The organism is Endozoicomonas sp. SCSIO W0465 (assembly GCF_023716865.1).
Lineage (GTDB): Bacteria > Pseudomonadota > Gammaproteobacteria > Pseudomonadales > Endozoicomonadaceae > Endozoicomonas.
Genome location: NZ_CP092417.1, coordinates 7,136,215 through 7,158,927, shown reverse-complemented (window position 1 = coordinate 7,158,927; position 22,713 = coordinate 7,136,215). Strand labels below are relative to the sequence as shown.

Genomic DNA, 22,713 nt, shown 5'->3' with positions numbered 1-22,713 from the left:
TTCTGAGTCGATAAGATCGATATGGATCTTACGACGTTTACCAGCCTTTTTTCCGGCTCTGTTTATAAGCCTTTAAGCCAGCATCGACAGGTGGTTTTAGATGCCCTGGTTTTATTAAGCAGACAGTTGCAGAGCCGTTTAACCACCGATCAACAATGGCATAAAAGGGCGAAGTGGCTTGTTGATTTCCCACCGGCCGTTGAAAAACTGGGGCAGGAAATTCTGGCCAGATTAAACCAGCCAACGTTGACTGCCCAGCCCAGAGGGCTGGTACTTTCTCTCTTACAGACTCAGAATAACCTGGCGCACCTGATCTGCCGACTGGCTGAGCGATTAACTTATAGAACGCCTAAACTTACCGGAGATTTGCAGTGTTCTGAAGAGCGACTTAATCAGCACTTTGCCAGCGTTGTGAATAGTCTGCGGTATGGCGTTTCAAAACAGGATGGTTTGGGCATGGTGGTTTTCAGAAAACAACGGTCCCAGGCTTTGCTGGAGGTAAATCAGGAAGTAACGATTGCTGTGGATGAGCTACAAGAGATTATTTCAGCCTTCAAAGGTGAAGTTTTTCAATCTGAAGGAGAATTGGACCCTCTCGATATGGCTCTCTTACTACTGTCTCTTGAAGATATGGATGACCTGACGCTCTGGATTCGCTCAATGGTCATCCACATGCACCAGCTATAACTCACATAAGCCAGTATATGAGCAGAGGATTTTCGATAAATCCTGTGTGTATCTATTTAATAATACATTCAACCCGCTTTTTCTGTGTTCTTTCCAGGTACTCCTGGAAGTCTTTTGGAAGTCTTCCAGTCGTTGAACCCTCCCAGTGCACGGTTTTTCCAGCTGAATTCTCATATTGGAAGGTATGCTTTATGGCCGTTCGACGACGTTTTCCCGTTTTCCCTGAGTCGTTAATGTTGTCCAGATCCGAGAGCGTAATACCCAGTTCAGCCATTTCTTTGTGAATAGCGGCAATATCGTTCATTTTTTTCTGTCTTTTTGCATCCTCTTTTACTCTGGACTGCAATTTTTCCTTATGCACCTCTTTCAGGCGACCCAGAATCTTTTCAAGCTCCTGAACACTGACATCTTTGAACAGTGAGCGAATCCGGGATTTGCTACCCAGCCGATGATGTAACTCATCCAGTAGTTTCATTGTTTACCCTCAATCTAACGGAGCCTTTGACCGCATGAGACTGGCTATAGTGTATCAACACGGTGCATGACATTAAGAAAGTCGACAAATATCTGTTATGTAAGACTGGAACGGTTACCTGTTATTTGTGCAGGTATGGGGTAACTCACAGAAGGCTTTCTGCTTATTACTCGTTCAATATGAATAAAAGTAATGTATTTTGTTTGATTGGCAAGAAAATGGAGAGTTTGACCATTCTAAAATACGGTTTTCGTTTTTATACATTTTTGCAATCGTTGACTGAGCCATTGTTTTCACCCAGTCGTTTTTCAGCCAGAACGGTGCAGTTTTATTTTTTCAATGATTATTAAGATCAGCTGCGTTGGAGGGAAACTGTTTACCCGTCGATAACAAAAGCTATAACCCAGTGTTCTCCTCTCATGGTTGTTTGGCATGGTTGTTTGGAAGGGGGGGTATCGGTTGGCCATCAAGATAATTTAGTGACTGATTATGCTTGGACGCGTTTTTCTACCAACAGCACTGTTGCTGTTGACTTATGGCTTTTGGATTAGCTCAGAGTTTCAGGTGATCACGGCTGGTGTGGTTATTTTTCTTCTGGGTATGGTTTATCTTGAAAAGGGGTTTAAGGTCTTTACGGGTGGGTTGCTTGAGGCGTTCCTTAAAAAAACAACCGACAGTCTTTGGAAAAGCCTGACATTTGGTATCACGACTACAGCTGTCCTGCAGTCCAGCTCACTGGTTTCAGTCATTGTTATTTCATTTCTCAGTGCCGGCTTGATTGGCCTGACAGCAGGTGTTGGCATTATTTTTGGTGCCAATCTTGGCAGCACTGTTGGTGCATGGTTAGTTGCCTTGTATGGTATGAAGATAAAGTTGATCTCTTATGCAATGCCATTACTTGTGTTTGGTTTGATTTTGAGGGCTCAGCAGGAGAAAAAACGCAATGGCTTAGGGTATATATTACTGGGTATTGGCTTTCTCTTTCTTGGTATTCATTACATGAAGGAAGGCTTTGAAGCATTTCAGAATGTTATTGACTTCAGCAGCTTTTCCATAGATGGAATAAAGGGAGTACTTGTATATACCCTCTTTGGTATTCTGGCGACCATCATCATGCAGTCAACCAATGCTACCATGGTGCTTACCTTCTCGGCATTGGCAACAGGACAGCTGACTTATGATAATGCACTGGCACTGGCTGTTGGTTCAAACATAGGCACAACCATCACGGCGGTACTGGGAGCGATGGGGGCCAATGCTGCAGGGAAACGGCTGGCTGTGGCTCATATTACGTTTAACGTAGTCACAGCAACTCTGGCTATTCTTTTATTACCCCAATTAAAGATGTTAGTCGATTTGACGGCCAAATTTTTACTGATCGGGGCTGGCGACTACACGCTTAAGCTTGCCCTGTTCCATAGTATTTTTAACTTTATTGGAATAATCGTACAGCTTCCTTTTATTAAGTTGCTTATTCGCTGGTTGGAAACGCTTTTTGTTGATCCTTCCGGACAGTCTCATCTGAACCTTGCTACTGAAGAGAATCCTGCGATTCACCGGGCTCGTTACTTAACGCCTGCAACGTTAAGTTATCCGGACGCGGCACTAAGAGCTCTGACCCGAGAGTGTGACCACTTATACAGGAATACCCTCGAACTGATCTGCTATGGGATATACCTTACCGGTGACAAGCTGAGGGAGTCGGATAATCTGACAGATCTGGTTAACAGCTGGCTCCGTGATGATCAGCCCTGGACGATAAAAGAGCTGTATATCCGGCATATTAAAGGTATATATGCAGACATTATTCACTACTCAGGAGCAATAGAAGGGAATCTTCCAAGACAACAGGTTCAGGAGTTATTTGCACTGAAAGTGGCCTGCCGTGATTTTGTCCAGGCCATCAAACATGTAAAGAATATTTATAAGAATATGGGGCTCTACCTTCATTCGGACAATGAGCAGATACGCCATCAATACAATCAGCTTAGACTTTGCCTTGCTTCAGTTTTGAAGCTTATCGATGTATTGGGAGTACGACGAAATTATGATCATATTCGTCAGCATGCGGAACAGTTAAAACAGGAGCTTCGCGAGCAGGATGAGCAGATGCACCAAAAACTGAATGAACTCATTCGTTCCAGTCAAGTTGACTCATTTATGGCCAGTTCTTTGATGAATGACAGTGCACATGTACATGATGCCTGTACCAATCTGATCGATGGAGCAGTGATTATGTTGACCAGAGATCGTGAGGAATATCGAGAGATCGACCTTAATTTTGAAACTCATTCACCCCCCCCGAAAAACTCCGGAACCTGAAAGTAGGTCAGACTGAAAATCCACAACGGAAAAAGCCTTACTGTACGCTGTCAAGGGGGAGATTGTTAGCGTATGTATTTAGCAAGGCGTGAACCGGGGAAGAAAGCTTATGCCAACGGAGCCTTACAGAGAACCCCGGATCACAGCAGCCTGCAGTTTAAGTATTATGCAACCATTAACTTGAAACCTATTTTAGCAAGATAACTTCGTTCTGAGTCAAAGTTTGCCACGGTCAAAGGGTGTTGTTCTATCCATTCTTCCGGGAAAAACAGGGATATCGTGGAGCCGGATACGCTGATGGAATACTCCGGTAATGTATCGTCGCGACCATGGCTGAGTACATTGGCAATTCTCAGCATTATAATCAGCTGTATCAGCTTGCGTGATACCGCCTTTGGCCAACCGGAAAGCAGAGATTTGGATAGTGAGCGTCTGTGGCCCCTGACGAGGAGAGCGAGTTGCTGCTGTTCCCTTTTGCTGAATCCCATGAGGTCAGAGTTATCGATGAGGTAAGCACCGTGACGATGGTACTGTGTATGGGATATATCAAGCCCTATTTGGCATACTCGTGCAGCCCAGGACAGCAGCTCAAGATCACCTTCACCCAGCCCCCAGATATCGGCAATCATCGCAAAACAGTTCCTGGCATGATTCATAACCCTGAAGGCCTGTTGCTTATCAACATGATAGCGGCTCATCAAGGCATTTATTGTTCGCTCCCTTACGTCTTCATGGCGGTCCCGGCCGAGCATATCATGTAGGACACCTTCCCGGAGGGCTCCGTCAGAGTAGTGCATATGCTCTATGCCAAGCGCATCGAAACCGGCCATGAGAATGGCCAGGCCTGCCGGGAAAATCGCCTGACGATCAGGCTTCAGTCCCGGAAAACGAACACGACCGATCTGGTTAAACTTCAGGACTTTTTGCTTAAGCATCTCAAGGCTCTCTCGTGTGATGGTATCACTCTCACCCATGGCCTGAAGAATGCTGCTGACTGCACGAATTGAACCCGATGACCCTACGGCATCAACCCAGCCCAACCGGGTAAATGATTGCTCAATATTCAATAATTCAAGTCGTGCCGCATAATAAGCAGACTGGAATCGTTGCGGTGTTAACTCCCCGGTGCCAAAAAAACGGTCGGTAAAAACCACACAGCCCATGTGAAGGCTTTCCATTAACTTTGGCTCAAAACGTTCGCCAATGACGAACTCAGTACTCCCTCCACCGATGTCCATCACCAGACGTCGCTCATTATCATCAGACTGGGTTTGGGCTACACCAAGATAAATGAGCCGGGCCTCTTCCCTTCCCGCAATAATTTCGATGGGATAACCCAGAATAGACTGGGCTTTCTCAACAAAAATATCACTGTTACGGGCTTTACGCAGGGCATTGGTACCCACGACCCTGACCGCTTGAAAGGTGTTGCCAGAGAGATATTGTGCAAACTGCTCCAGGCAGCTGAAGCCCCGCTTCATTGCTGCGACGGTAAGCTCGTCGTTCTGGTTAAGCCCTGCTGCTAACTGAACTTTCTTACCCAGCCTTTCTACGGGTCGGATTTCACCCTGATCCACCCTGGCGACGATCATGTGAAAGCTGTTTGAGCCAAGGTCTATGGCAGCTACCAGTGGTAGGCTGCTGGACTGTTCACGCCCTTGTAGTGTCATGGTATTTCATAGTTAATAGGTTGAAAACGTTATGTTTTTCAGTGTTATCAATTGGGGTTTATCAAAATGGCAATACAGAATTGCAAACCGGAGCATAACCGATGTCAGAAGGTTAACTTTAATAGAGTTGTGCGCACAAATCTTATTGATTGTTCTGTCTTGGGCAAAGCTCCATTGACGGCTGAAAAACGGGCCTGTAACAAACGGCAACTTTATAAGCCTACTTGATATTTATGGCATTTTTATAGAAAAAAAAGCCACAAAATTCCATGAATCAGGCATAATGAGTCAGTTCTGGGCCGGCGATACCTTTTGGCAGTCAGTTTGGCATGCCCTCGGTCAAGGCTCCTGAGTTTACTTTAAACACGTTTAAGTACTAGTTAAGTACCATGATTGGGAGATCCATTCCATGAGCGAGATTGTCAAAGTGACAGATGACTCCTTCGAAGAAGTGGTTCTGAAGGCAGAAGGTCCGGTGCTGGTTGACTATTGGGCTGAATGGTGTGGTCCTTGTAAAATGATTGCCCCCGTTCTTGATGAAATTGCCCAGGACTACGATGGTAAACTGACTGTTTGTAAGCTGAACATTGATGAGAATGAGGCAACTCCGCCAAAGTACGGCGTCCGTGGCATCCCAACGCTGATGCTATTCAAGGGTGGCAACGTCGAAGCGACTAAAGTGGGTGCCCTGTCTAAATCTCAGCTGACAGCATTCCTTGACAGCAATCTGTAATTGCTATTGTATGCCCGGTGGTGGTTGTGACAGAATGTTGTAGCCACTTGTCTGGCCTCTATTTTCATATCCCATTGGTTGAATTTTTAAATCAATTTGGTTGACGAAGCCTTTATTCTTGATTATTTTCCAGAAATGGATATAGACTGTAATTTCACAGGGTTGTCAGGAATCTTCTGACTTCAGGGATATGGCCCAGACAGGGCAGCCGTTATAAACACTCGCAGGCATCAAGCTGTCCTTTATCATAATAAGCCAAATACTTTCTGATCTTCCTGCATAGACAACGGCCACTTACCTTTCAATTTAACATTCGCAAACTACTGGTTATGCATCTTACCGAACTGAAGAAAAAGTCTGTTCCTGAACTTCTGGCGATAGCGAATGAAATGGGTCTCGAAAACCTTGCCCGTTCCAGGAAGCAGGATGTAATTTTCACCATACTCAAACGCCACGCACGCAGTGGTGAAGATATTTATGGTGACGGTGTTCTGGAGATCCTCCAGGATGGTTTTGGTTTTCTGCGTTCCGCAGACAGTTCTTATCTGGCGGGACCTGACGACATTTATGTTTCCCCCAGTCAGATCCGCCGGTTTAATCTGAGAACGGGGGATACGATTTCCGGGAAAATTCGTCCACCCAAGGAGGGAGAACGATATTTTGCCCTTCTTAAGGTCAATGAAATCAATTTTGATCAACCGGAAAACGCCCGCAACAAAATCCTTTTTGAAAACCTGACACCATTATTTCCTCAGGACCGCCTCACGATGGAGATGGGGAACGGTGCAACAGAGGATTTAACGGCCCGAATTATCGACCTGGTCGCCCCCATTGGTAAAGGTCAGCGCGGTTTGATTGTCTCTCCTCCTAAAGCGGGTAAAACACTGATGCTGCAGAATATTGCGGCAAACATTACCCGTAATAATCCGGAGTGCTATCTGATTGTCCTGCTGATTGATGAGCGTCCGGAAGAGGTAACGGAAATGTCCCGGTCTGTCCGTGGCGAAGTGGTAGCCTCAACATTTGACGAGCCTCCTTCCCGACATGTTCAGGTTGCCGAAATGGTGCTGGAAAAAGCCAAACGTCTGGTAGAACACAAGAAAGATGTTGTTATTCTGCTGGACTCCATTACTCGACTTGCCCGTGCTTACAACACCGTGATTCCTTCCTCTGGAAAGGTGCTTACCGGTGGTGTTGATGCTCACGCTCTTGAGCGGCCGAAGCGTTTCTTTGGTGCTGCCCGTAATATCGAAGAGGGTGGCAGTCTGACCATTCTGGCAACAGCTCTGGTTGATACGGGTTCCAAGATGGATGAGGTAATCTTTGAGGAATTCAAGGGAACCGGTAACATGGAGCTTCACCTTGATCGTCGGGCAGCTGAAAAGCGGGTATTCCCCGCGATAGGCATTAATAAATCAGGTACTCGTCGGGAAGACCTTCTGACCACTGAAGAAGAGCTTCAACGGATGTGGATTCTTCGTAAAATCCTTCACCCAATGGATGAAATCCAGGCCATTGAATTCCTGTTGGATCGGATGAAGCACACCAAGACGAACGAAGAGTTCTTCCAGTCCATGAAACGGAAGTAACTTTCATTCCTGCAGGAAGGACTGTGAGAAGGATGTTGTTTTGTCACAATCACAGCCTCTGCGCAGGGGTAAAGCCAGAGGCTCCCTGCAAATCTGTTTCTATCATGTGACGCATTCGCCATCCTATAGTCGGACTTTGACCATGATCTTTCGGTACACTGATTTGGCCATAAGTGCCGTGAAAGAAAAGCTAATGGTATTTGATCCTCATCACTAAACAGCCCCTTTATCAGCTGCTGCAACTGAAGTAGTTTTCACTATTCAGGGGAATACTGCCAGAGCCTGAAAAAGCCAGAGCCTGAAAAAGCCAGAGCCTGAAAAAGCCAGAGCCTGAAAAAGCCAGAGCCCGAAAAGCCAGAGTCAAAGAAGACATACTCATGAAATACAAGGATCTCAGGGATTTCATTGACCAGCTGGAAAAACAGGGTGAACTCAAGCGCATCAAGTTTGAAGTCGACCCCGTTCTGGAAATGACTGAAATCTGTGATCGAACCCTGAAAAAAGGTGGCCCCGCCCTATTGTTTGAGAACCCCAAAGGCTTTGACATGCCAGTGCTGGGAAATTTGTTTGGCACACAAAAGCGGGTTGCTCTGGGGATGGGGCAGGCGGATATCAGTGCTTTGAGGGAAGTTGGTGAGCTGCTGGCATACCTTAAAGAGCCAGATCCCCCGAAAGGGCTGAGAGATGCCATCGAAAAGCTTCCTCTGTTCAGGCAGGTACTGAACATGGGGCCAAAGATGGTTAAATCGGCGCCTTGTCAGGAAGTCGTACTGGAAGGTGATGATATTGATTTGACCCGACTGCCCATTCAGACCTGCTGGCCAGGTGATGCTGCACCATTAATTACCTGGCCCCTGGTGATTACCCGTGGCCCGGAAAAAGAGCGTCAGAACCTGGGTATTTATCGGCAGCAGCTGCTCGGTAAGAATAAAGTAATCATGCGCTGGCTGTCTCATCGAGGAGGAGCCCTTGATTTCAGAGACTGGCAAAAAAAATACCCGGATACCCCTTTTCCGGTATCCGTGGCTTTAGGGGCCGATCCTGCGACCATTCTTGGGGCAGTTACGCCGATACCTGACTCATTATCAGAATATGCTTTTGCCGGTTTGTTAAGGGGCAGTAAAACCAGATTAACCAAGAGCCGAATTAATGATCTGCAGGTTCCTGCCAGTGCTGAGATGGTTCTTGAAGGTTTTATCTATCCCGGTGAGATGGCAGATGAGGGCCCATACGGTGATCATACCGGTTATTACAACGAGGTTGAGTCATTCCCTGTTTTTACCGTGGAGTGTGTGACCCACCGACGTAATCCCATTTATCACAGCACCTATACAGGTCGCCCGCCGGATGAGCCGGCAATACTGGGGCTGGCTTTTAACGAAATTTTTGTACCCATTCTTAAGAAGCAGTTTCCTGAAATTGTTGATTTTTATTTGCCGCCAGAGGGTTGCTCTTATCGACTGGCTGTCGTTACCATGCGCAAAGAGTATCCGGGGCACGCCAAGCGGGTAATGCTCGGTGTCTGGTCGTTTCTTCGACAGTTTATGTACACCAAGTTTGTGATTGTCACTGATGAAGATGTCAATGCCAGAGACTGGAATGATGTGATATGGGCGATGACTACCCGTATGGACCCGAAAAGAGACTCAGTCTTCATCGACAACACCCCCATTGATTACCTGGATTTTGCCTCCCCCGTTGCCGGGCTCGGATCAAAGGTCGGCTTTGATGCTACCAACAAGTGGGAAGGCGAAACCAGCCGGGAGTGGGGGACAGCCATTTCGATGACAGACGCCATTAAGCACCGGGTTGATGATATTTGGGATCAGCTTGGCATTGATGAGTAACACTTATGTAGCTTCAGGATGCCTTAAACGCCTGAAGCCTTGAGCTTTAGAGGTAGCGGTATTCGTGCAGATCAACCAAGTATCCATTCAGTCTTGCCAGGTTTCTGATCTTCAGTTGCTATCAGAAGGTATTTACCGTGTTATCCTCAAGCCTCATCAGGGCTATATTCCGGACTATCGAGCGGGTCAGTACCTTGAGATTCTTCTGGCAGGTGGCGAAGCCTGCGCGTTCTCAATAGCCAGTCCCCCGGTTCCCATGCAAAAGGAGTTGGAGTTACATATCCAAAAGTTACCTTCCAGTGCTAATTCCATTCAGTTGTTCAATGAGCTTGAGCAGGGTAGCGTCTCAATCAGAATGCCAAAAGGTCGGTGTTGTCTTGCAGGCATTCCTGATAAACCTCTGGTGTTTATCGCTGCGGGTACCGGGTTTGCCCAGATGAAAAGTATGATTGAGTTCTCACTGGAGCAGCCCGGGCACAAAGATATCTATCTTTACTGGGGAGCTCGTTCACCAGAAGGCTTCTATATGCCAAACCTTCCCATTCACTGGGCTTCTTCTTACTTTCACTATCACCCTGTGGTCAGTGATGCGCTCGGAGAAGATGGCTGGAAAGGGCGCCAGGGACTTTTGTTTGAGGCCGTTATAGACGACAAAAACCTTTTCCCTGGCAGTGAAATCTTTATCAGCGGATCACCGCAGATGGTTTATGCAACGTTTGATGCACTGGTAGCGGTAAATTTTACGCCTGAGAATATTCACTCTGATGTCTTTGAATATGCTCCGAGATCCTGATATCGCTTAAATACATCAAAAGTAGCTAATTCACATAGCTTAATAAAAAACGACAGTATTTTTTATTTGATTACTGTCGTTTTTTATTAAGCCGTGGAAAAAGCCCGTCCCTTGTCTATATTCAAATCGAGTATAATCAATGCAAGGTACGGTATTCAGTATGCAACCATCACCCTCAAAAACAGATCAGGCAGGATTAAAAAATAGTCGGGTCCGGCAGAAAAACATTCAAATTATTCTTCAAGCCGCAGAAGATGAGTTTGTAGCCAGCGGATTTAAGGGCGCATCCATTCGGGATATTGCCCATCGAGCAGGCTTGCCAAAAGCAAATGTACACTACTATTTCAACAGTAAGGTTGAGCTGTACGGAGCGGTACTGAATCATATTATGGAGCTATGGCAATCTGTTTTCAGTGGCCTTAATCCAGATGATGATCCTGCTACGGCATTAAGGCAATTTATCAGAGCCAAAATGAAATATGTGCTGGCCCACTCAAATGCATCCCGCATATTCAGTAGTGAAATACTGCATGGGGGCCAGCATATCAAAGATCATTTGCAACCCTTTAATGACTGGATTCAGGAAAAATCCGAGGTTATCAGAGGTTGGATTGCACAGGGCAAGATGAAGCCGGTTGATCCGGTTCATCTGCTATTTACCATCTGGGCAACGACTCAATACTACGTCGACTACGGTCCTCAGGTTGCGTCTGTTTTGGGTAAAGAGGATCTTGATGCCGAGGATGTGGAGGCTTACACAGAAAGCGTCTGCCAGATGATACTGGGTGGCTGTGGAATTAATAATTAGAAATTTTCATTATCATATTCTGTTATGGGGGATTTCATCGAATAAGCCGTGAAGAGCTTATTCGAAAGTGTACTCTCAAGCTCTGCAGGTTACCCTGCAGAAACAACTTCAACCCTATCCACCTTCTGTAAGCCTCTGGGAAGCTTGTTTCCACGTCTTCCCCGCTCACCCCGGTAATGCTCAAGGTCTGTGGCTTTAAGAGTGACATGCCGTTTGCCAGCAAAGAGTGTCAGCGCATCACCGTGATTGATAATGGCAAGTTGCGTCATGAGCTCGCTTCTCTCTGCTGCACGAGCAGAAGCAATATTAATAATTTTATTGCCTTTCCCTCTGCCAAGCTTTGGCAGGTCCTGTAACGGGAACACTAACATTCTTCCTTCATTAGTGATTGCTGCCAGCATGGGATTGTTACCGCTTACGGGTATTGGTGTCAGTACATGGGCGTTTTTAGGCAGTGTCAGCAGGGTTTTTCCGGCCTTGTTTTTACTGACCATATCGGAAAATTGAGCTATGAAGCCATAACCGGCATCGCTTGCGAGCAGATAACAGTCGCTGGCGTCACCAACACACAATCCTTCAAAGGTTGCGCCTGAAGGCGGACTGACTCGTCCGGTTAGCGGCTCGCCCTGGCCTCTTGCAGAAGGAAGTGTATGGGTCAGAACGGAGTAGGTACGGCCGGTGGAATCAAGAAAAACTGAAGTCTGATTACTTCGTCCTTTTGCAGATAAACGAAAACCGTCGCCAGATTTATAGTTGAGCGTCAATGGATCAACATCATGACCTTTGGCGCAACGTACCCAGCCTTTATTTGAAAGTACTACGGTAATAGGCTCAGAGATCATCAGATCTGTTTGTGATAATGCCTGAGCTTCGGATCTTACAACGATAGGGGAACGACGATGATCGCCAAAGCTTTCAGCATCTGCTTTGATCTCTCTTTTTATAAGCGTCTTGAGACGCCTTTCTGATCCAAGGGTCAGCTCAAGTGAATTGCGCTCCTGCTCCAGATCATCCTGCTCTGCACGAATCTTTACCTCTTCGAGTTTGGCCAGATGTCGCAATTTGAGATCAAGGATGGCTTCAGCCTGAATGTCAGAAAGGCCAAATCGCTCCATAAGAATAGCTTTTGGCTTATCTTCTGTACGGATAATTTCGATAATTTCATCAATATTCAAAAAGGCAATCATCAAACCTTCAAGAATATGAAGTCTACTGAGCACTTTATCCAGTCGGTGTTGTAAACGACGACGTACTGTCTCACTCCGCCAGGTCAGCCACTCGCCCAGCATTTTGTCGAGAGACTTAACCTGTGGGCGTCCATCAACACCGATCATGTTCATATTAACCCGGTAGGTTTTTTCCAGATCAGTCGTGGCAAACAGATGATTCATCAGGCTGTCAATATCGACCCGGTTTGACTTGGGAACGATAACCAGCCGGGTCGGATTCTCATGGTCGGATTCATCGCGCAAGTCAGCGACCATGGGTAGCTTTTTGGCCTGCATCTGTGCGGCAATTTGCTCCAGTACCTTCGCCCCGGATGCCTGGTGTGGCAGCGCCGTCACGACAATATCACCGCTTTCCTGCTGGTAAACTGCTCGCATTCTTAACGATCCCTTGCCCGATTCATACATTTTGATCAGGTCGGATCGAGGGGTAATCAGCTCAGCTTCTGTTGGAAAATCAGGCCCCTGAATATGCTCACAAAGCTCGACAACGCCTGCTGTTGGGTTTTCCAACAGGTGAATACAGGCGTTAGCCACTTCACGAAGATTGTGAGGTGGAATATCGGTTGCCATACCGACGGCAATACCCGTGGTTCCATTCAGCAAAAGGTTGGGTAAGCGAGCTGGAAGTATCGATGGCTCTTCCAGCGTTCCGTCAAAATTGGGCGCCCAGTCCACCGTTCCCTGGCCAAGCTCTCCCAATAATGAGTCAGCATATTGAGTCAGACGAGACTCGGTATAACGCATGGCAGCAAACGATTTAGGGTCATCGGGCGACCCCCAGTTTCCCTGACCATCGACCAGCGGGTAACGATAGGAAAAAGGTTGCGCCATCAATACCATGGCTTCGTAACAGGCGCTGTCACCATGTGGGTGAAACTTGCCGAGCACATCGCCCACGGTACGGGCAGACTTCTTGAACTTGGCGGTATTTTTCAAGCCAAGCTCACTCATTGCATAGATAATGCGTCTTTGAACCGGTTTGAGGCCATCCCCGATATGAGGCAGCGCACGATCCAGGATGACGTACATGGAGTAATTCAGGTACGCGTTCTCTGTATACGCTCTCAGGGACTGACGCTCAACTCCATCGTCGCCAATAATGATCTGCTCCGCCATGCTTAAACCTGTTTCAGGACTGACAATAAATCCGTCATGATAGCAAGTATCTTTCTTGTTCTAAAAGTTATGGTGCTATCACTGTAAGATTTCCCGGACTTAAGTCAGTAATTTGCAGTGGTTGATGGCATCATTGTTCCTGCAGTCAGGGTTCAGATTGCTGAAGGGGTATTGATGTATGGATTTCCCCAACCCTGTATCTCACTGATTTTCTGGTTACGTTCTGACTCCCAGGAGGTAACCGGGTACATCCTGTTCCATGCATCAAAGAGCTTTCTTTCCTTGTCACTGAGTTTGAATTTATATTTGTCCGCCATATAGAGGTAGATCCGGGCAATACTGCCACGTTGACTTTCAGGCGGTTGGGCTACGCGGGCTTTAAAATCCACATGGAAGTCGCAATGGCCATAGTAATCTGGAGGGTTGGTCAATATACCGAATCGATAGTTAGAACGGTCTCCATTGACTTCCCCAATAGCCGGAACCAGGTTATGCAGGTCTGCTTCCATTGCCCGAAACTCCGGGCTGTTACGACTGCAGTTTTTCCTGCCCCCCTGCTGCCAGCATTGCAGCTGATGCCCAAATGCCCAGGCCGGCACGACATGCTCCCACTCAATCCGGTTTGCTCTGGTTTCCTGTTTACGGATGGAGTAGCCGCAGGCCTGAAGGTCCGGAACCAGTTTGTTTCCTTCTTTTTTAATCGGACAACCACAGTAAAAACTAATAAGATTTTTGTCGTATATTTTGGCGGCCTCTCGCTTGGCACTGGAAAAATTCTTGGGCGGTATGGCATAAAGACAGGAGGAGAAAATGGCGACGGTCAGGCCGATAAGCCAGTTGTACGAAGGAATGAAAGACATGCCAGTTTGCCAGAAAAATAGTGAAACAGAGGTGCTCAGGTACGTGAAAAGATGTTTTACAGAGAGCTGGGAATGGAATTATAAGCAACTTGTAGACAACTTATTAGACAAGCCTATTAGACAACTCTATTAGACAACAAAAGGTTCTGTATCTGTTCAAGGAATATCAAACTATTTTAGTCGTATAATTGATTAGTAATGTTGTAACAGGCAAAAGCCCGGCAATAATCAATACAAAACAGCAGCTGGGCTATTTACTGACTGGGATGTGTGACTGATCAATCAATGAAGTGAGTCTGAGATGATTGCGCTGAAAACACCGCAAACCATGACCACCAGGGCAATACCTGCACCGGAAGTAAATGAGGGCCACAATGAAGCCTGTTCAATCGTATAGTAGTAGGCGACACCAGCGATCAACCAGGCCCACCAGAATCCCAGAGAGGCCATGGCTGTGAGTCTGAAACCGGTTGAAATCATTGTTCTCATCGTTTGCTCCCCAAGCTGCGTTGTCATCGGTTGTCATCGGTTGTCATCGATAGTGCGGACTATCTTATGCCACCCATACCAAGAGGTGCATCAGGGTTTTACGAAGTGCAATCCGTGTATATATCTTTTGGCTCTTGTAGGATTTCAGACTGCTACTGGGTTGAACATTGCTGAAGCCCTTTATCTACAAAGGTTGTCAGCATATTGTCCGGTAATGTTGCCCAATCCTTGTTTTTCGTGACCTACAGTCAGTTTTCACTGTAGAGCAGTTCGTAATCAAAATAGAGCCTATCTTTTTTCAGGTGTTTTTCACTCCCTGCAGTGCTGTTGAATGGATATTTTTTACCGGCGGCCAATCTGGGCTGTTTACCAGAAAGCCCCATGGCATATTTCATCACTTGATTGACTGCGGGTGACAGCTTACCAGCGACCCTCAGACCGAGATTTCGCAGCAGCTGCAGCGGTTTACTCTGATTACTGAAAGCATGGTAAAAAGCATCCATCGTGTTCATCATCAATGCATTATCTCTGCGCCTTGCCTTCTCATACCGGATAAGAACCTCCGGGCTTCCCGGGTTTTCACCTGCCCTGCGGGCATCAACCAGAATTTCAACCAGCCAGGCTGCATCCTGTAAACCAAGGTTTACACCCTGGCCTGCCAGGGGATTTATCGTGTGGGCTGCATCACCGGCCAGAACGACACCCGGTCGGAAATACTCCGTCACATGTCGCCGGGCAATGGGGAATGCTCCTCGCTCGTGCAGCTGAATAATTTCAGGCAACGCAGAAGGGAATGTGGTGACCAGTTCCTTAATGAATGCCTCATTGGAGAGTGTCAGTAGCTGTCGAACCTTTTCCGGATGGTTATACCAGACAATAGAGCCGTAACTTCTGCCATTAATATCCGGCAATGGCAAAAAGGCCTCGGGGCCTGTTGGGGTAAAGGCCTGCCAGGTAATGTCCTGACAACCGCCGGCAATTTCAACCGTTGCCACCAGGCATTGTTGCTCATAGTCCCGTTGCTCCATGGCCAGGCCCGCAGCCTGACGAACCCGTGAATTAGCACCGTCTGCTCCCACTAAAAGATCACCAGAAAAGCGACGACCATCGGATAACTCAATCATGGGGGACACCGAAGACGTGTGAATTTTCTCGATATTGACCGGACAGAAAAAAGAGACGGAGGGGTAGGATTTGATGGCTTCCAGCAGGCCCGCTTGAGTCACCCGGTTTTCAACGATAAAACCCAGTTGTGAATGATCAATCTGTTGGGCATCAAACACAACGCGATTTGCTCTTGAATCTATCTCTTTGCCAAAGGGGGAGTGCAGCTTTTCCCATACCGCCATACGACGATAGGGCGTCATACGTATGGACTGCATATGTGACCAGGCCCCCAGTTGGCGAAGAATCCTTTCAGAGGCAGTGCTGAGAGCAGATACTCGTAACCCGGGCAGGGCATCAACTGATAACGGGGATGGCTCAGTGTGGTCGAATACCGCAACCCTTATGCCTTGCTGACCGAGGCCACAGGCGATCGTGGCACCCACCATACCGCCACCGACAATAAGTACATCGTAGTGTTGCTGATCATCACTATGCCCGCATGCGTCTGTTCTTTTCATAAGTAAGCGTCATAAGCCAGTGCAGCAATGCACACCATGAATCCGATTTGTCCCGATCGGGATCTTTCCATCGAGAGTGGAATTAGTCAAATGCAGTATCCGGGGTTAATAGGGGGAAGCTGTTGGAATAAGAGGAATGTTGCGCCAGATATTCAACCTGAGCCATCTTGCTCTTTCGCCCAGCTGCTATGTGTGGTGCCCGGGAATAAATGAGAAGCTTGATTATCTGGATTAAGTGTCACAGGTTTTAGATGGTGTTGTCCTGACGCTCACCTGATACATGATTCCGGGCATAAATAGATTGTTTTGCATCTGGCAGGCTCCGGTATGCATTCCCACGCAGAGCATGGGAACGAGGGGTATGTCTGTATGGGTAATAGCGCTTTTCTGCACTGGGAGGCTGACCGAAATAGGGGGCATCATTCTTGGTATTTCGTCCAGTTCATTAAGGTTGAAGGTGGTGATTGCCGCGACCAGTACCTCGGTATCAAAGCTCAATACGCTGGCCAGGGGAGCCTTGCTAATGGCAATGGGGGAGGTTAACTCTGGCAGGGACACTTCCAGTTCAGTCACCTGCAGTTTTACCTCGGCGACGGCGATTGATATAGGCATGTATCAGCAGGACCGGCACCGCCACCACCAGGCCCAGTTCGTTGGTTACCAGCGCCTCGGAGATTCCCCCCGCCAACATAGTCTGATCCTGGTTACCAAACAGGTTCATCATCTCAAACGTGTGAATCATGCCACTGACCGTACCCAACAGTCCCAGCAGCGGCGCAACCGCTGCCGTAGCCGTCAGTATCACCATTTTACTGTCCAGCTGTGCCTTCCACTGCAGCAATTGGTGGTGCAACTTATCAGCCAGCACATCCTGTAGCCAGTGACAATGGCTTTACGCCAACTCAAACAGCAGAGGATAAAGGGCCTCAACGTTCAGTTCTGCCAGAGCATCATAAAACGCTTTGTTCCAATTGTTCAGCCAGACGGTAATGTACAGCTCGTTAAAATTGAATGCCGATTTCAGCTTGGTGCTGTTCTGGGTTTGATCCAGATTGCCGAAGGAACGTAAGCGGTTGGCCAACCGCATATTGTAATACTTAGGCTGAGTTTGATAGAGAACAAGGTTATCCTGAGGATAACCTGGCTAAAAACGCTTTCTCTGCTTTCCTCCAATCTTCATTTTTGATCCGGTCCTGCCTGTTAGGGTTCAGGCTTTGAGCTTCTGAAAAAAATATAGTAACAAGGTTGTTGATCTCATCCTTTGAAAAGTCATCCCGTACTTTCCCGGCAGGTAGTGTTGCGGCGATACGAACGCAGTGTCCTAGCTGGCTAAGAGATGAGGCATCGAGATACTGACTTTTTTCTATTGCCTCACATGCATGATGAATGGCTGTGGCTAAACGCATTAGAATGTCCTTATCTTGACAAGAATAAATGCACTCTTTGAAGTAACGGATACTGATACACAAGTCCACTTCTGAGCCTTCAAAACCCCTTTTACCAAGCTGCATTTGGTCGAACTGATCCCAGTTGTTTAAGTCAACATGAATATCGCCAAGGGCCAGTTCGATCTCTTTGTCGTCGCAGGGGGTGTCCGCCGGACCATCGGCGGCCCCGGTGCGCAGCCGGGTAAAGATGTCCAGCGCCCGTTCCAGGTTGTCCCTGCCGCCCATGATCTGGTAATGCCGGCCAAGGGCCAGTTCGATCTCTTTGTCGTCGCAGGGGGTGTCCGCCTGACCATCGGCGGCCCGGGTGCGCAGCCGGGTAAAGATGACCAGCGCCCGTTCCAGGTTGTCCCTGCCGCCCATGATCTGGTAATGCCGGCCAAGGGTTAACTCAATGTCCTTGTCATCGCAGGGGGTGTCCGCCTGACCATTGGCGGCCCAGGTGCGCAGCCGGGTAAAGATGTCCAGCCCCCGTCCCAGGTTGTCCCTGCCGCCCATGATCTGGTATAGCCGGCTAAGGGCCAGTTCGATCTCTTTGTCGTCGCAGGGGGTGTCCGCTTGACCATTGGCGGCCCGGGTGCGCAGCCGGGTAAAGATGTCCAGTGCCCGTTCCAGGTTGTCCCTGCCGCCCATGATCTGGTTTAGCCGGCCAAGGGCCAGTTCGATCTCTTTATCGTCGCAGGGGGTGTCCGCCTGACCATTGGCGGCCCGGGTGCGCAGCCGGGTTAAGATGTCCAGCGCCCGTTCCAGGTTGTCCCTGCCGCCCATGTTCTGGTAATGTCGGCCAAGGGTTAACTCAATGTCCTTGTCGTCGCAGGGGGTGTCCGCCTGACCATTGGCGGCCCGGGTGCGCAGCCGGGTAAAGATGTCCAGCGCCCGTTCCAGGTTGTCCCTGCCGCCCATGATCTGGTAATGCCGGCCAAGGGTTAACTCAATGTCCTTGTCGTCGCAGGGGGTGTCCGCCTGACCATTGGCGGCCCGGGTGCGCAGCCGGGTAAAGATGTCCAGCGCCCGTTCCAGGTTGTCCCTGCCGCCCATGATCTGGTAATGCCGGCCAAGGGTTAACTCAATGTCCTTGTCGTTGCAGGGGGTGTCCGCCTGACCATTGGCGGCCCGGGTGCGCAGCCGGGTAAAGATATCCAGCGCCCGTTCCAGGTTGTCCCTGCTGCCCATGATCTGGTAATGCCGGCCAAGGGCCAGTTCGATCTCTTTGTCGTCGCAGGGGGTGTCCGCCTGACCATTGGCGGCCCGGGTGCGCAGCCGGGTAAAGATATCCAGCGCCCGTTCCAGGTTGTCCCTGCTGCCCATGATCTGGTAATGCCGGCCAAGGGCCAGTTCGATCTCTTTGTCGTCGCAGGGGGTGTCCGCCTGACCATTGGCGGCCCGGGTGCGCAGCCGGGTAAAGATGTCCAGCGCCCGTTCCAGGTTGTCCCTGCCGCCTATGATCTGGTTTAGCCGGCCAAGGGCCAGTTCGATCTCTTTGTCGTCGCAGGGGGTGTCCGCCTGACCATTGGCGGCCCGGGTGCGCAGCCGGGTAAAGATGTCCAGCGCCCGTTCCAGGTTGTCCCTGCCGCCCATTATCTGGTTTAGCCGGCCAAGGGCCAGTCCATTAACTTTTACTTCTTTTTCATTTTTTGAGCGATTATAAAGCGTTTGAAAAATAGGCAGTGCTTCCGTGAGTCTGAACTTGGCCTGAAGCGCTCTGCCTTTTGCCATCAGAAATCCGTTATTTAATGGAATCTCGCTCTGCTCCAATGTTTCAAATATATGCAGACAATCATCAAAACGCCCTAACTGAAAGAGTGCTCTCACTTTTAACAGGTATGCACTTTGAGTGTCAGGCGGAGAAAGATTGGCACCCTGAGCCAATATCCTTTCTGTGATGTTGAGAGCTCGTTGTGGATTCTGTTTTAAGGATTGAAACCCCTCACGGAAACGCTGTTCATTACCCTGCTGTAGATAACATCCTCCTGGCTGAACATTGGATGGGTTTCGAAGGGACAATGCTTGAAGCCGCTGATGCAATCCGTGGCCCGCACGGTCATGGTTTGCCATCGACAAATCGGGCCGAGGGGCTGGTTGTCCTTGTGAGTGTTGTATGAATCCCACCTGTCTATGACCTGCCTGAGCATAATGTGACCTAAGTCCTTCTACGTACTGATGATCAAAGGAGGATATTTGAGGTTGATGGGGAGGCCAGCAAGGGAAATGGGAATCCATATAAGTAAATACCGATGATAGGTCGTAGTGGTTATTCACTGACTATCTCTGGCTCTATTGGTTCAATACAGTGGTATCGAAGATGGGGGGGCAAAGTTAGAGCCTTCCTATATATCAGGCTTGGCGAATATCTGCTGGAGATAAATTCATCGGGAGCAAATATTCAACACTGTCATTCGGCCCCGGTTCTGGCAGTTGCTTAAGGACATACGTCAGCCAGGCGTAAGGCTCCAGCCCATTCGCCTTGGCAGTTTCTACCAGGCTGTAGAGAATGGCACTTGCACGCACACCTTTGACACTATGGGCAAATAGCCAGTTCTTGCGGCCAAGCACAAAGGGTTTGATCACTCGCTCGGCAGCGTTGTTATCAATATCCAGCAAACAGATACACCTTCAGTTGAGATGTATGGGTTATCATGCTGTTTCCACAATCCTGAGCACTTTATGCAACAAATCAGCATCAAATCCCGGCTCAAGTTCAATGCGATACCCTTTGGGTGTTGATAGAGTCAAGCAGACTCCAGGATTGGCTCGAACGGGTTGGTCTTCTATCACTTGCACCTGAACCAGCCCCGCAGGCCTGGAATCGTTTGCCACCTGTACGGCTTCAGGGAAATGGACGCAAACTTTCATTAAACGTAACTGTTCAGCACCCCCACATAAATCTGGAATTTTCTGATTTTTATACCATCCTCTTAAGCACCATTTTTCCACAATATTCGCCAGCATGATTCCAGAACTACCCGCAACTATGTCGGCTGAGATTCTCTTGAAAGAGAATGCAGAGCTGCGGATGAGAGTTGCCTGTCTGGAAGAGCGATGTCGAGAATTGGAAGAAAAGGTTGGCAAGAACAGTCAAAACAGCAGCAAGCCGCCATCGTCTGATGGTTATCAAAAACCTTGTAAAAACAGTAATTCTCCAGATCATTCTGACGACCTTTCCGCAGATAAAGGTACCGATCCATCGGATGAAAAACCCAATCCTAAAAGTCTGAGACAGTCTTCTGGTAATAAAGCCGGTGGAAAGAAAGGGCATCAGGGCACTTGTCTTAAACAGGTCGATATCCCTGACTATATTGAGTACCTTCCGGTTAAAGAATGCAATAAATGTCAGGCGTCTCTTCTTGATAGTGAGCCGGTCAAATATATTGAACGACAGGTGTTTGAACCAGGGAGACCGGGTGAATTTGAAGTAACGGCCCATAGAGCTGAAGTAAAAATCTGCACTTGTGGTTGTCGGAATCAGGCTGAATTCCCGGAAGGTGTTACCGCTGCCGCACAATATGGCTCAGCCACACAGGCTATGGCCGTCTATCTTAACCAATACCATTTCCTGCCTTTTAAGCGCGTGTCAGAGTATTTTAATACTCTCTATAAAATGAGTGTAAGTGCAGGCACTGTCGCCAATTTTGTGGCCAGAACCTATGAAAATCTGGCTTCTACTGAAGAGGTTATTCGTGACGCCTTGCGGGAATCGTCTGTTGCCGGAGCCGATGAAACGGGTATGCGGGCCGAGGGCTCTTTGCACTGGCTACACGTTATGCGGGATGAACAATGGACGCTCTACTACTTGTCTGAAAAGCGAGGTCGTGAGGCCATGGACACGATGGGCATACTGCTAACATTTGCAGGCGTTCTGGTTCATGATCATTGGAAATCCTATTTTGCATATGCGGCAACTCACGTACTTTGCAATGCCCATCACCTGAGGGAGCTTTTGGGTGTTGTTGATAGGGACAGCAATCAACTGGCGTTGCGATTGATGAAGCTACTGAGGCTTTCCTGGCATTACTGCAAGGGCTTTAAGACCATAGGTATGCTACAGATGCCAAGTGTTGTCTGTGAACGAATCGAGAAGATTTATGACCGGTTGCTTCAGCGGGCTCTAATGAAAGAAGTCGTCTATATGGAGAAGCAACGAGAGGAGCTTAAGCGCAAGAAAGTCAAGAATACTAAAGCTTACAATCTCTTCAAACGACTCACTGAGTTCAAGGCTGAGACACTGCGCTTCATGTCAGATTTTACCATTCCCTTCGATAACAATGGCAGTGAGCGGGATGTTCGAATGGCCAAGTTAAAGCAGAAAATCTCAGGCTGCTTCAGGAGTGCAGACGGTGGTTCTATGTTTGCACGGATTCGCAGCTATTTGTCGTCTGCCAGAAAACAGGGAATGGACATATATCAATCACTTCATAGAGCTGTTCGGAATTACTGTAATATGCCTTTGCTCAGTGCTGAATAGTTACCATTAAACAAAGAGAAAAGATCAAGTGATAATGATTCTCATTTATACTTATTTTTTGTCTCTCTGTTGGAGCAAAAAGGCAATCTAATAAGGCTCTATTTTGATTACGAACTGCTCTACAGTGAAAACTGACTGTAGGTCACGAAAAACAAGGATTGAGCAACATTACCGGACAATATGCTGACAACCTTTGTAGATAAAGGGCTTCAGCAATGTTCAACCCAGTAGCAGTCTGAAATCCTACAAGAGCCTCTAATAATTACCTTCAGCCATTGGTTTGATTGTCATCAAACTCCCTGGTATTTCTCTCAGAGATTTTTTTCTTTTTGCGTTTGTTTTTTTTACGAGCTTTACGCATATCCAGCGATTTATCTTCACCTTTTCTTGAGTTTGATCGGTCAATGTAAGACTTATGGTTTGTTGAAGCAGCGCTGGCACTGCCATCATTTTTACCGGGACTGTCATCATTGCCTTGACCGTAGTCAAGATGGGGAGAGGATGATGGGTCAACTCTGTAACCTGAACTCACGATCTGGCCTCCTTGCTCAATCATGTTTAAT

The 22,713-nt window shown here is 48.0% G+C and carries 20 protein-coding genes and 1 pseudogene; 9 read left to right on the top strand and 12 right to left on the bottom strand.

Translation table 11 applies throughout. From position 1 onward, the window contains the following. Positions 1-21 precede the first annotated feature (21 nt). The gene (locus MJO57_RS32355; protein WP_252021799.1) at positions 22-687 is read left to right on the top strand and encodes a hypothetical protein; all 666 of its coding nucleotides are present in this window, start codon (positions 22-24) and stop codon (positions 685-687) included. Between the two features lie 52 nt (positions 688-739). Here MJO57_RS32355 and MJO57_RS32350 read toward each other — a convergent pair whose 3' ends face one another. Next, positions 740-1,162 (bottom strand): H-NS family nucleoid-associated regulatory protein, encoded by a 423-nt coding sequence (locus tag MJO57_RS32350; protein ID WP_252021798.1) that lies wholly within the window; start codon positions 1,160-1,162, stop codon positions 740-742. 522 nt (positions 1,163-1,684) lie between these two features. On the opposite strand from MJO57_RS32350, the gene MJO57_RS32345 reads away from it, so the two are divergent. Further along, on the top strand, positions 1,685-3,484 hold the full coding sequence (locus tag MJO57_RS32345) for a Na/Pi cotransporter family protein (protein ID WP_252021796.1): 1,800 nt from the start codon (positions 1,685-1,687) through the stop codon (positions 3,482-3,484). Between the two features lie 164 nt (positions 3,485-3,648). On the opposite strand, the gene MJO57_RS32340 is transcribed toward MJO57_RS32345, so the two are convergent. Next, the gene (locus MJO57_RS32340) at positions 3,649-5,154 is read right to left on the bottom strand and encodes a Ppx/GppA phosphatase family protein (protein ID WP_252021794.1); all 1,506 of its coding nucleotides are present in this window, start codon (positions 5,152-5,154) and stop codon (positions 3,649-3,651) included. A 409-nt stretch (positions 5,155-5,563) separates the two neighbouring features. Between MJO57_RS32340 and trxA the strand changes: the two genes are divergently transcribed. The 5 genes from trxA (at position 5,564) to MJO57_RS32315 (ending at position 10,924) form a co-directional block, all read left to right on the top strand. Beyond that, on the top strand, positions 5,564-5,887 hold the full coding sequence (gene trxA, locus MJO57_RS32335) for a thioredoxin TrxA (protein WP_101745329.1): 324 nt from the start codon (positions 5,564-5,566) through the stop codon (positions 5,885-5,887). Positions 5,888-6,216: 329 nt separating this feature from the next. Next, a complete protein-coding gene (gene rho / locus MJO57_RS32330; protein WP_101745328.1) occupies positions 6,217-7,476 on the top strand; it encodes a transcription termination factor Rho in 1,260 nt (419 codons plus the stop codon). 377 nt (positions 7,477-7,853) lie between these two features. Next, positions 7,854-9,323 carry a 4-hydroxy-3-polyprenylbenzoate decarboxylase gene (gene ubiD, locus MJO57_RS32325; protein WP_252021792.1) on the top strand — a complete coding sequence of 490 codons (1,470 nt, stop codon included), beginning with the start codon at positions 7,854-7,856 and terminating at the stop codon, positions 9,321-9,323. 64 nt (positions 9,324-9,387) lie between these two features. Beyond that, complete coding sequence (locus MJO57_RS32320) at positions 9,388-10,116, top strand: NAD(P)H-flavin reductase (RefSeq protein ID WP_252021790.1); 729 nt, start codon at positions 9,388-9,390, stop codon at positions 10,114-10,116. 139 nt (positions 10,117-10,255) lie between these two features. Continuing rightward, positions 10,256-10,924, top strand: coding sequence for a TetR/AcrR family transcriptional regulator (locus MJO57_RS32315; RefSeq protein ID WP_252021788.1), 669 nt, complete (start codon positions 10,256-10,258; stop codon positions 10,922-10,924). Between the two features lie 89 nt (positions 10,925-11,013). Here the strand turns inward: MJO57_RS32315 and parC are convergent, their stop codons facing one another. The 6 genes from parC to MJO57_RS32285 all read right to left on the bottom strand — a co-directional run bounded on the left by parC (position 11,014) and on the right by MJO57_RS32285 (position 17,111). Next, positions 11,014-13,269 carry a DNA topoisomerase IV subunit A gene (gene parC / locus MJO57_RS32310; protein WP_252021785.1) on the bottom strand — a complete coding sequence of 752 codons (2,256 nt, stop codon included), beginning with the start codon at positions 13,267-13,269 and terminating at the stop codon, positions 11,014-11,016. 152 nt (positions 13,270-13,421) lie between these two features. Beyond that, positions 13,422-14,129 (bottom strand): endonuclease, encoded by a 708-nt coding sequence (locus MJO57_RS32305; protein WP_252021783.1) that lies wholly within the window; start codon positions 14,127-14,129, stop codon positions 13,422-13,424. Between the two features lie 282 nt (positions 14,130-14,411). Continuing rightward, complete coding sequence (locus MJO57_RS32300; protein ID WP_252021781.1) at positions 14,412-14,618, bottom strand: hypothetical protein; 207 nt, start codon at positions 14,616-14,618, stop codon at positions 14,412-14,414. Between the two features lie 248 nt (positions 14,619-14,866). After that, positions 14,867-16,243, bottom strand: a complete 1,377-nt coding sequence (locus MJO57_RS32295; protein WP_252021779.1) for an FAD-dependent monooxygenase — start codon at positions 16,241-16,243, stop codon at positions 14,867-14,869. 231 nt (positions 16,244-16,474) lie between these two features. Further along, on the bottom strand, positions 16,475-16,816 hold the full coding sequence (locus tag MJO57_RS32290) for a hypothetical protein (protein WP_252021778.1): 342 nt from the start codon (positions 16,814-16,816) through the stop codon (positions 16,475-16,477). Then, entirely contained in the window at positions 16,809-17,111 is a 303-nt protein-coding gene (locus tag MJO57_RS32285) for a MotA/TolQ/ExbB proton channel family protein (RefSeq protein WP_371924728.1), read from the bottom strand. Before MJO57_RS32285 ends, MJO57_RS32290 begins: the two co-directional genes overlap by 8 nt. Positions 17,112-17,129: 18 nt before the next feature. On the opposite strand from MJO57_RS32285, the gene MJO57_RS32280 reads away from it, so the two are divergent. After that, positions 17,130-17,312: a hypothetical protein gene (locus MJO57_RS32280; RefSeq protein WP_252021776.1), complete on the top strand. Its 183-nt coding sequence runs from the start codon at positions 17,130-17,132 to the stop codon at positions 17,310-17,312. A gap of 55 nt (positions 17,313-17,367) precedes the next feature. Here MJO57_RS32280 and MJO57_RS32275 read toward each other — a convergent pair whose 3' ends face one another. The 3 genes and pseudogenes from MJO57_RS32275 to MJO57_RS32265 all read right to left on the bottom strand — a co-directional run bounded on the left by MJO57_RS32275 (position 17,368) and on the right by MJO57_RS32265 (position 20,637). Then, positions 17,368-19,404, bottom strand: a complete 2,037-nt coding sequence (locus MJO57_RS32275; protein WP_252021774.1) for a hypothetical protein — start codon at positions 19,402-19,404, stop codon at positions 17,368-17,370. A gap of 618 nt (positions 19,405-20,022) precedes the next feature. Next, positions 20,023-20,286 (bottom strand): annotated as a pseudogene (locus tag MJO57_RS32270) (transposase domain-containing protein); the annotation flags it as partial. A gap of 36 nt (positions 20,287-20,322) precedes the next feature. Beyond that, positions 20,323-20,637, bottom strand: coding sequence for a hypothetical protein (locus tag MJO57_RS32265; protein ID WP_252021772.1), 315 nt, complete (start codon positions 20,635-20,637; stop codon positions 20,323-20,325). Between MJO57_RS32265 and MJO57_RS32260 the strand changes: the two genes are divergently transcribed. Continuing rightward, a complete protein-coding gene (locus MJO57_RS32260; RefSeq protein WP_252017330.1) occupies positions 20,636-22,150 on the top strand; it encodes an IS66 family transposase in 1,515 nt (504 codons plus the stop codon). The two genes, MJO57_RS32265 and MJO57_RS32260, sit on opposite strands and share 2 nt — an antisense overlap. Before the next feature lie 268 nt (positions 22,151-22,418). Here MJO57_RS32260 and MJO57_RS32255 read toward each other — a convergent pair whose 3' ends face one another. Beyond that, positions 22,419-22,682 (bottom strand): hypothetical protein, encoded by a 264-nt coding sequence (locus MJO57_RS32255; protein WP_252021770.1) that lies wholly within the window; start codon positions 22,680-22,682, stop codon positions 22,419-22,421. Positions 22,683-22,713 lie beyond the last annotated feature (31 nt).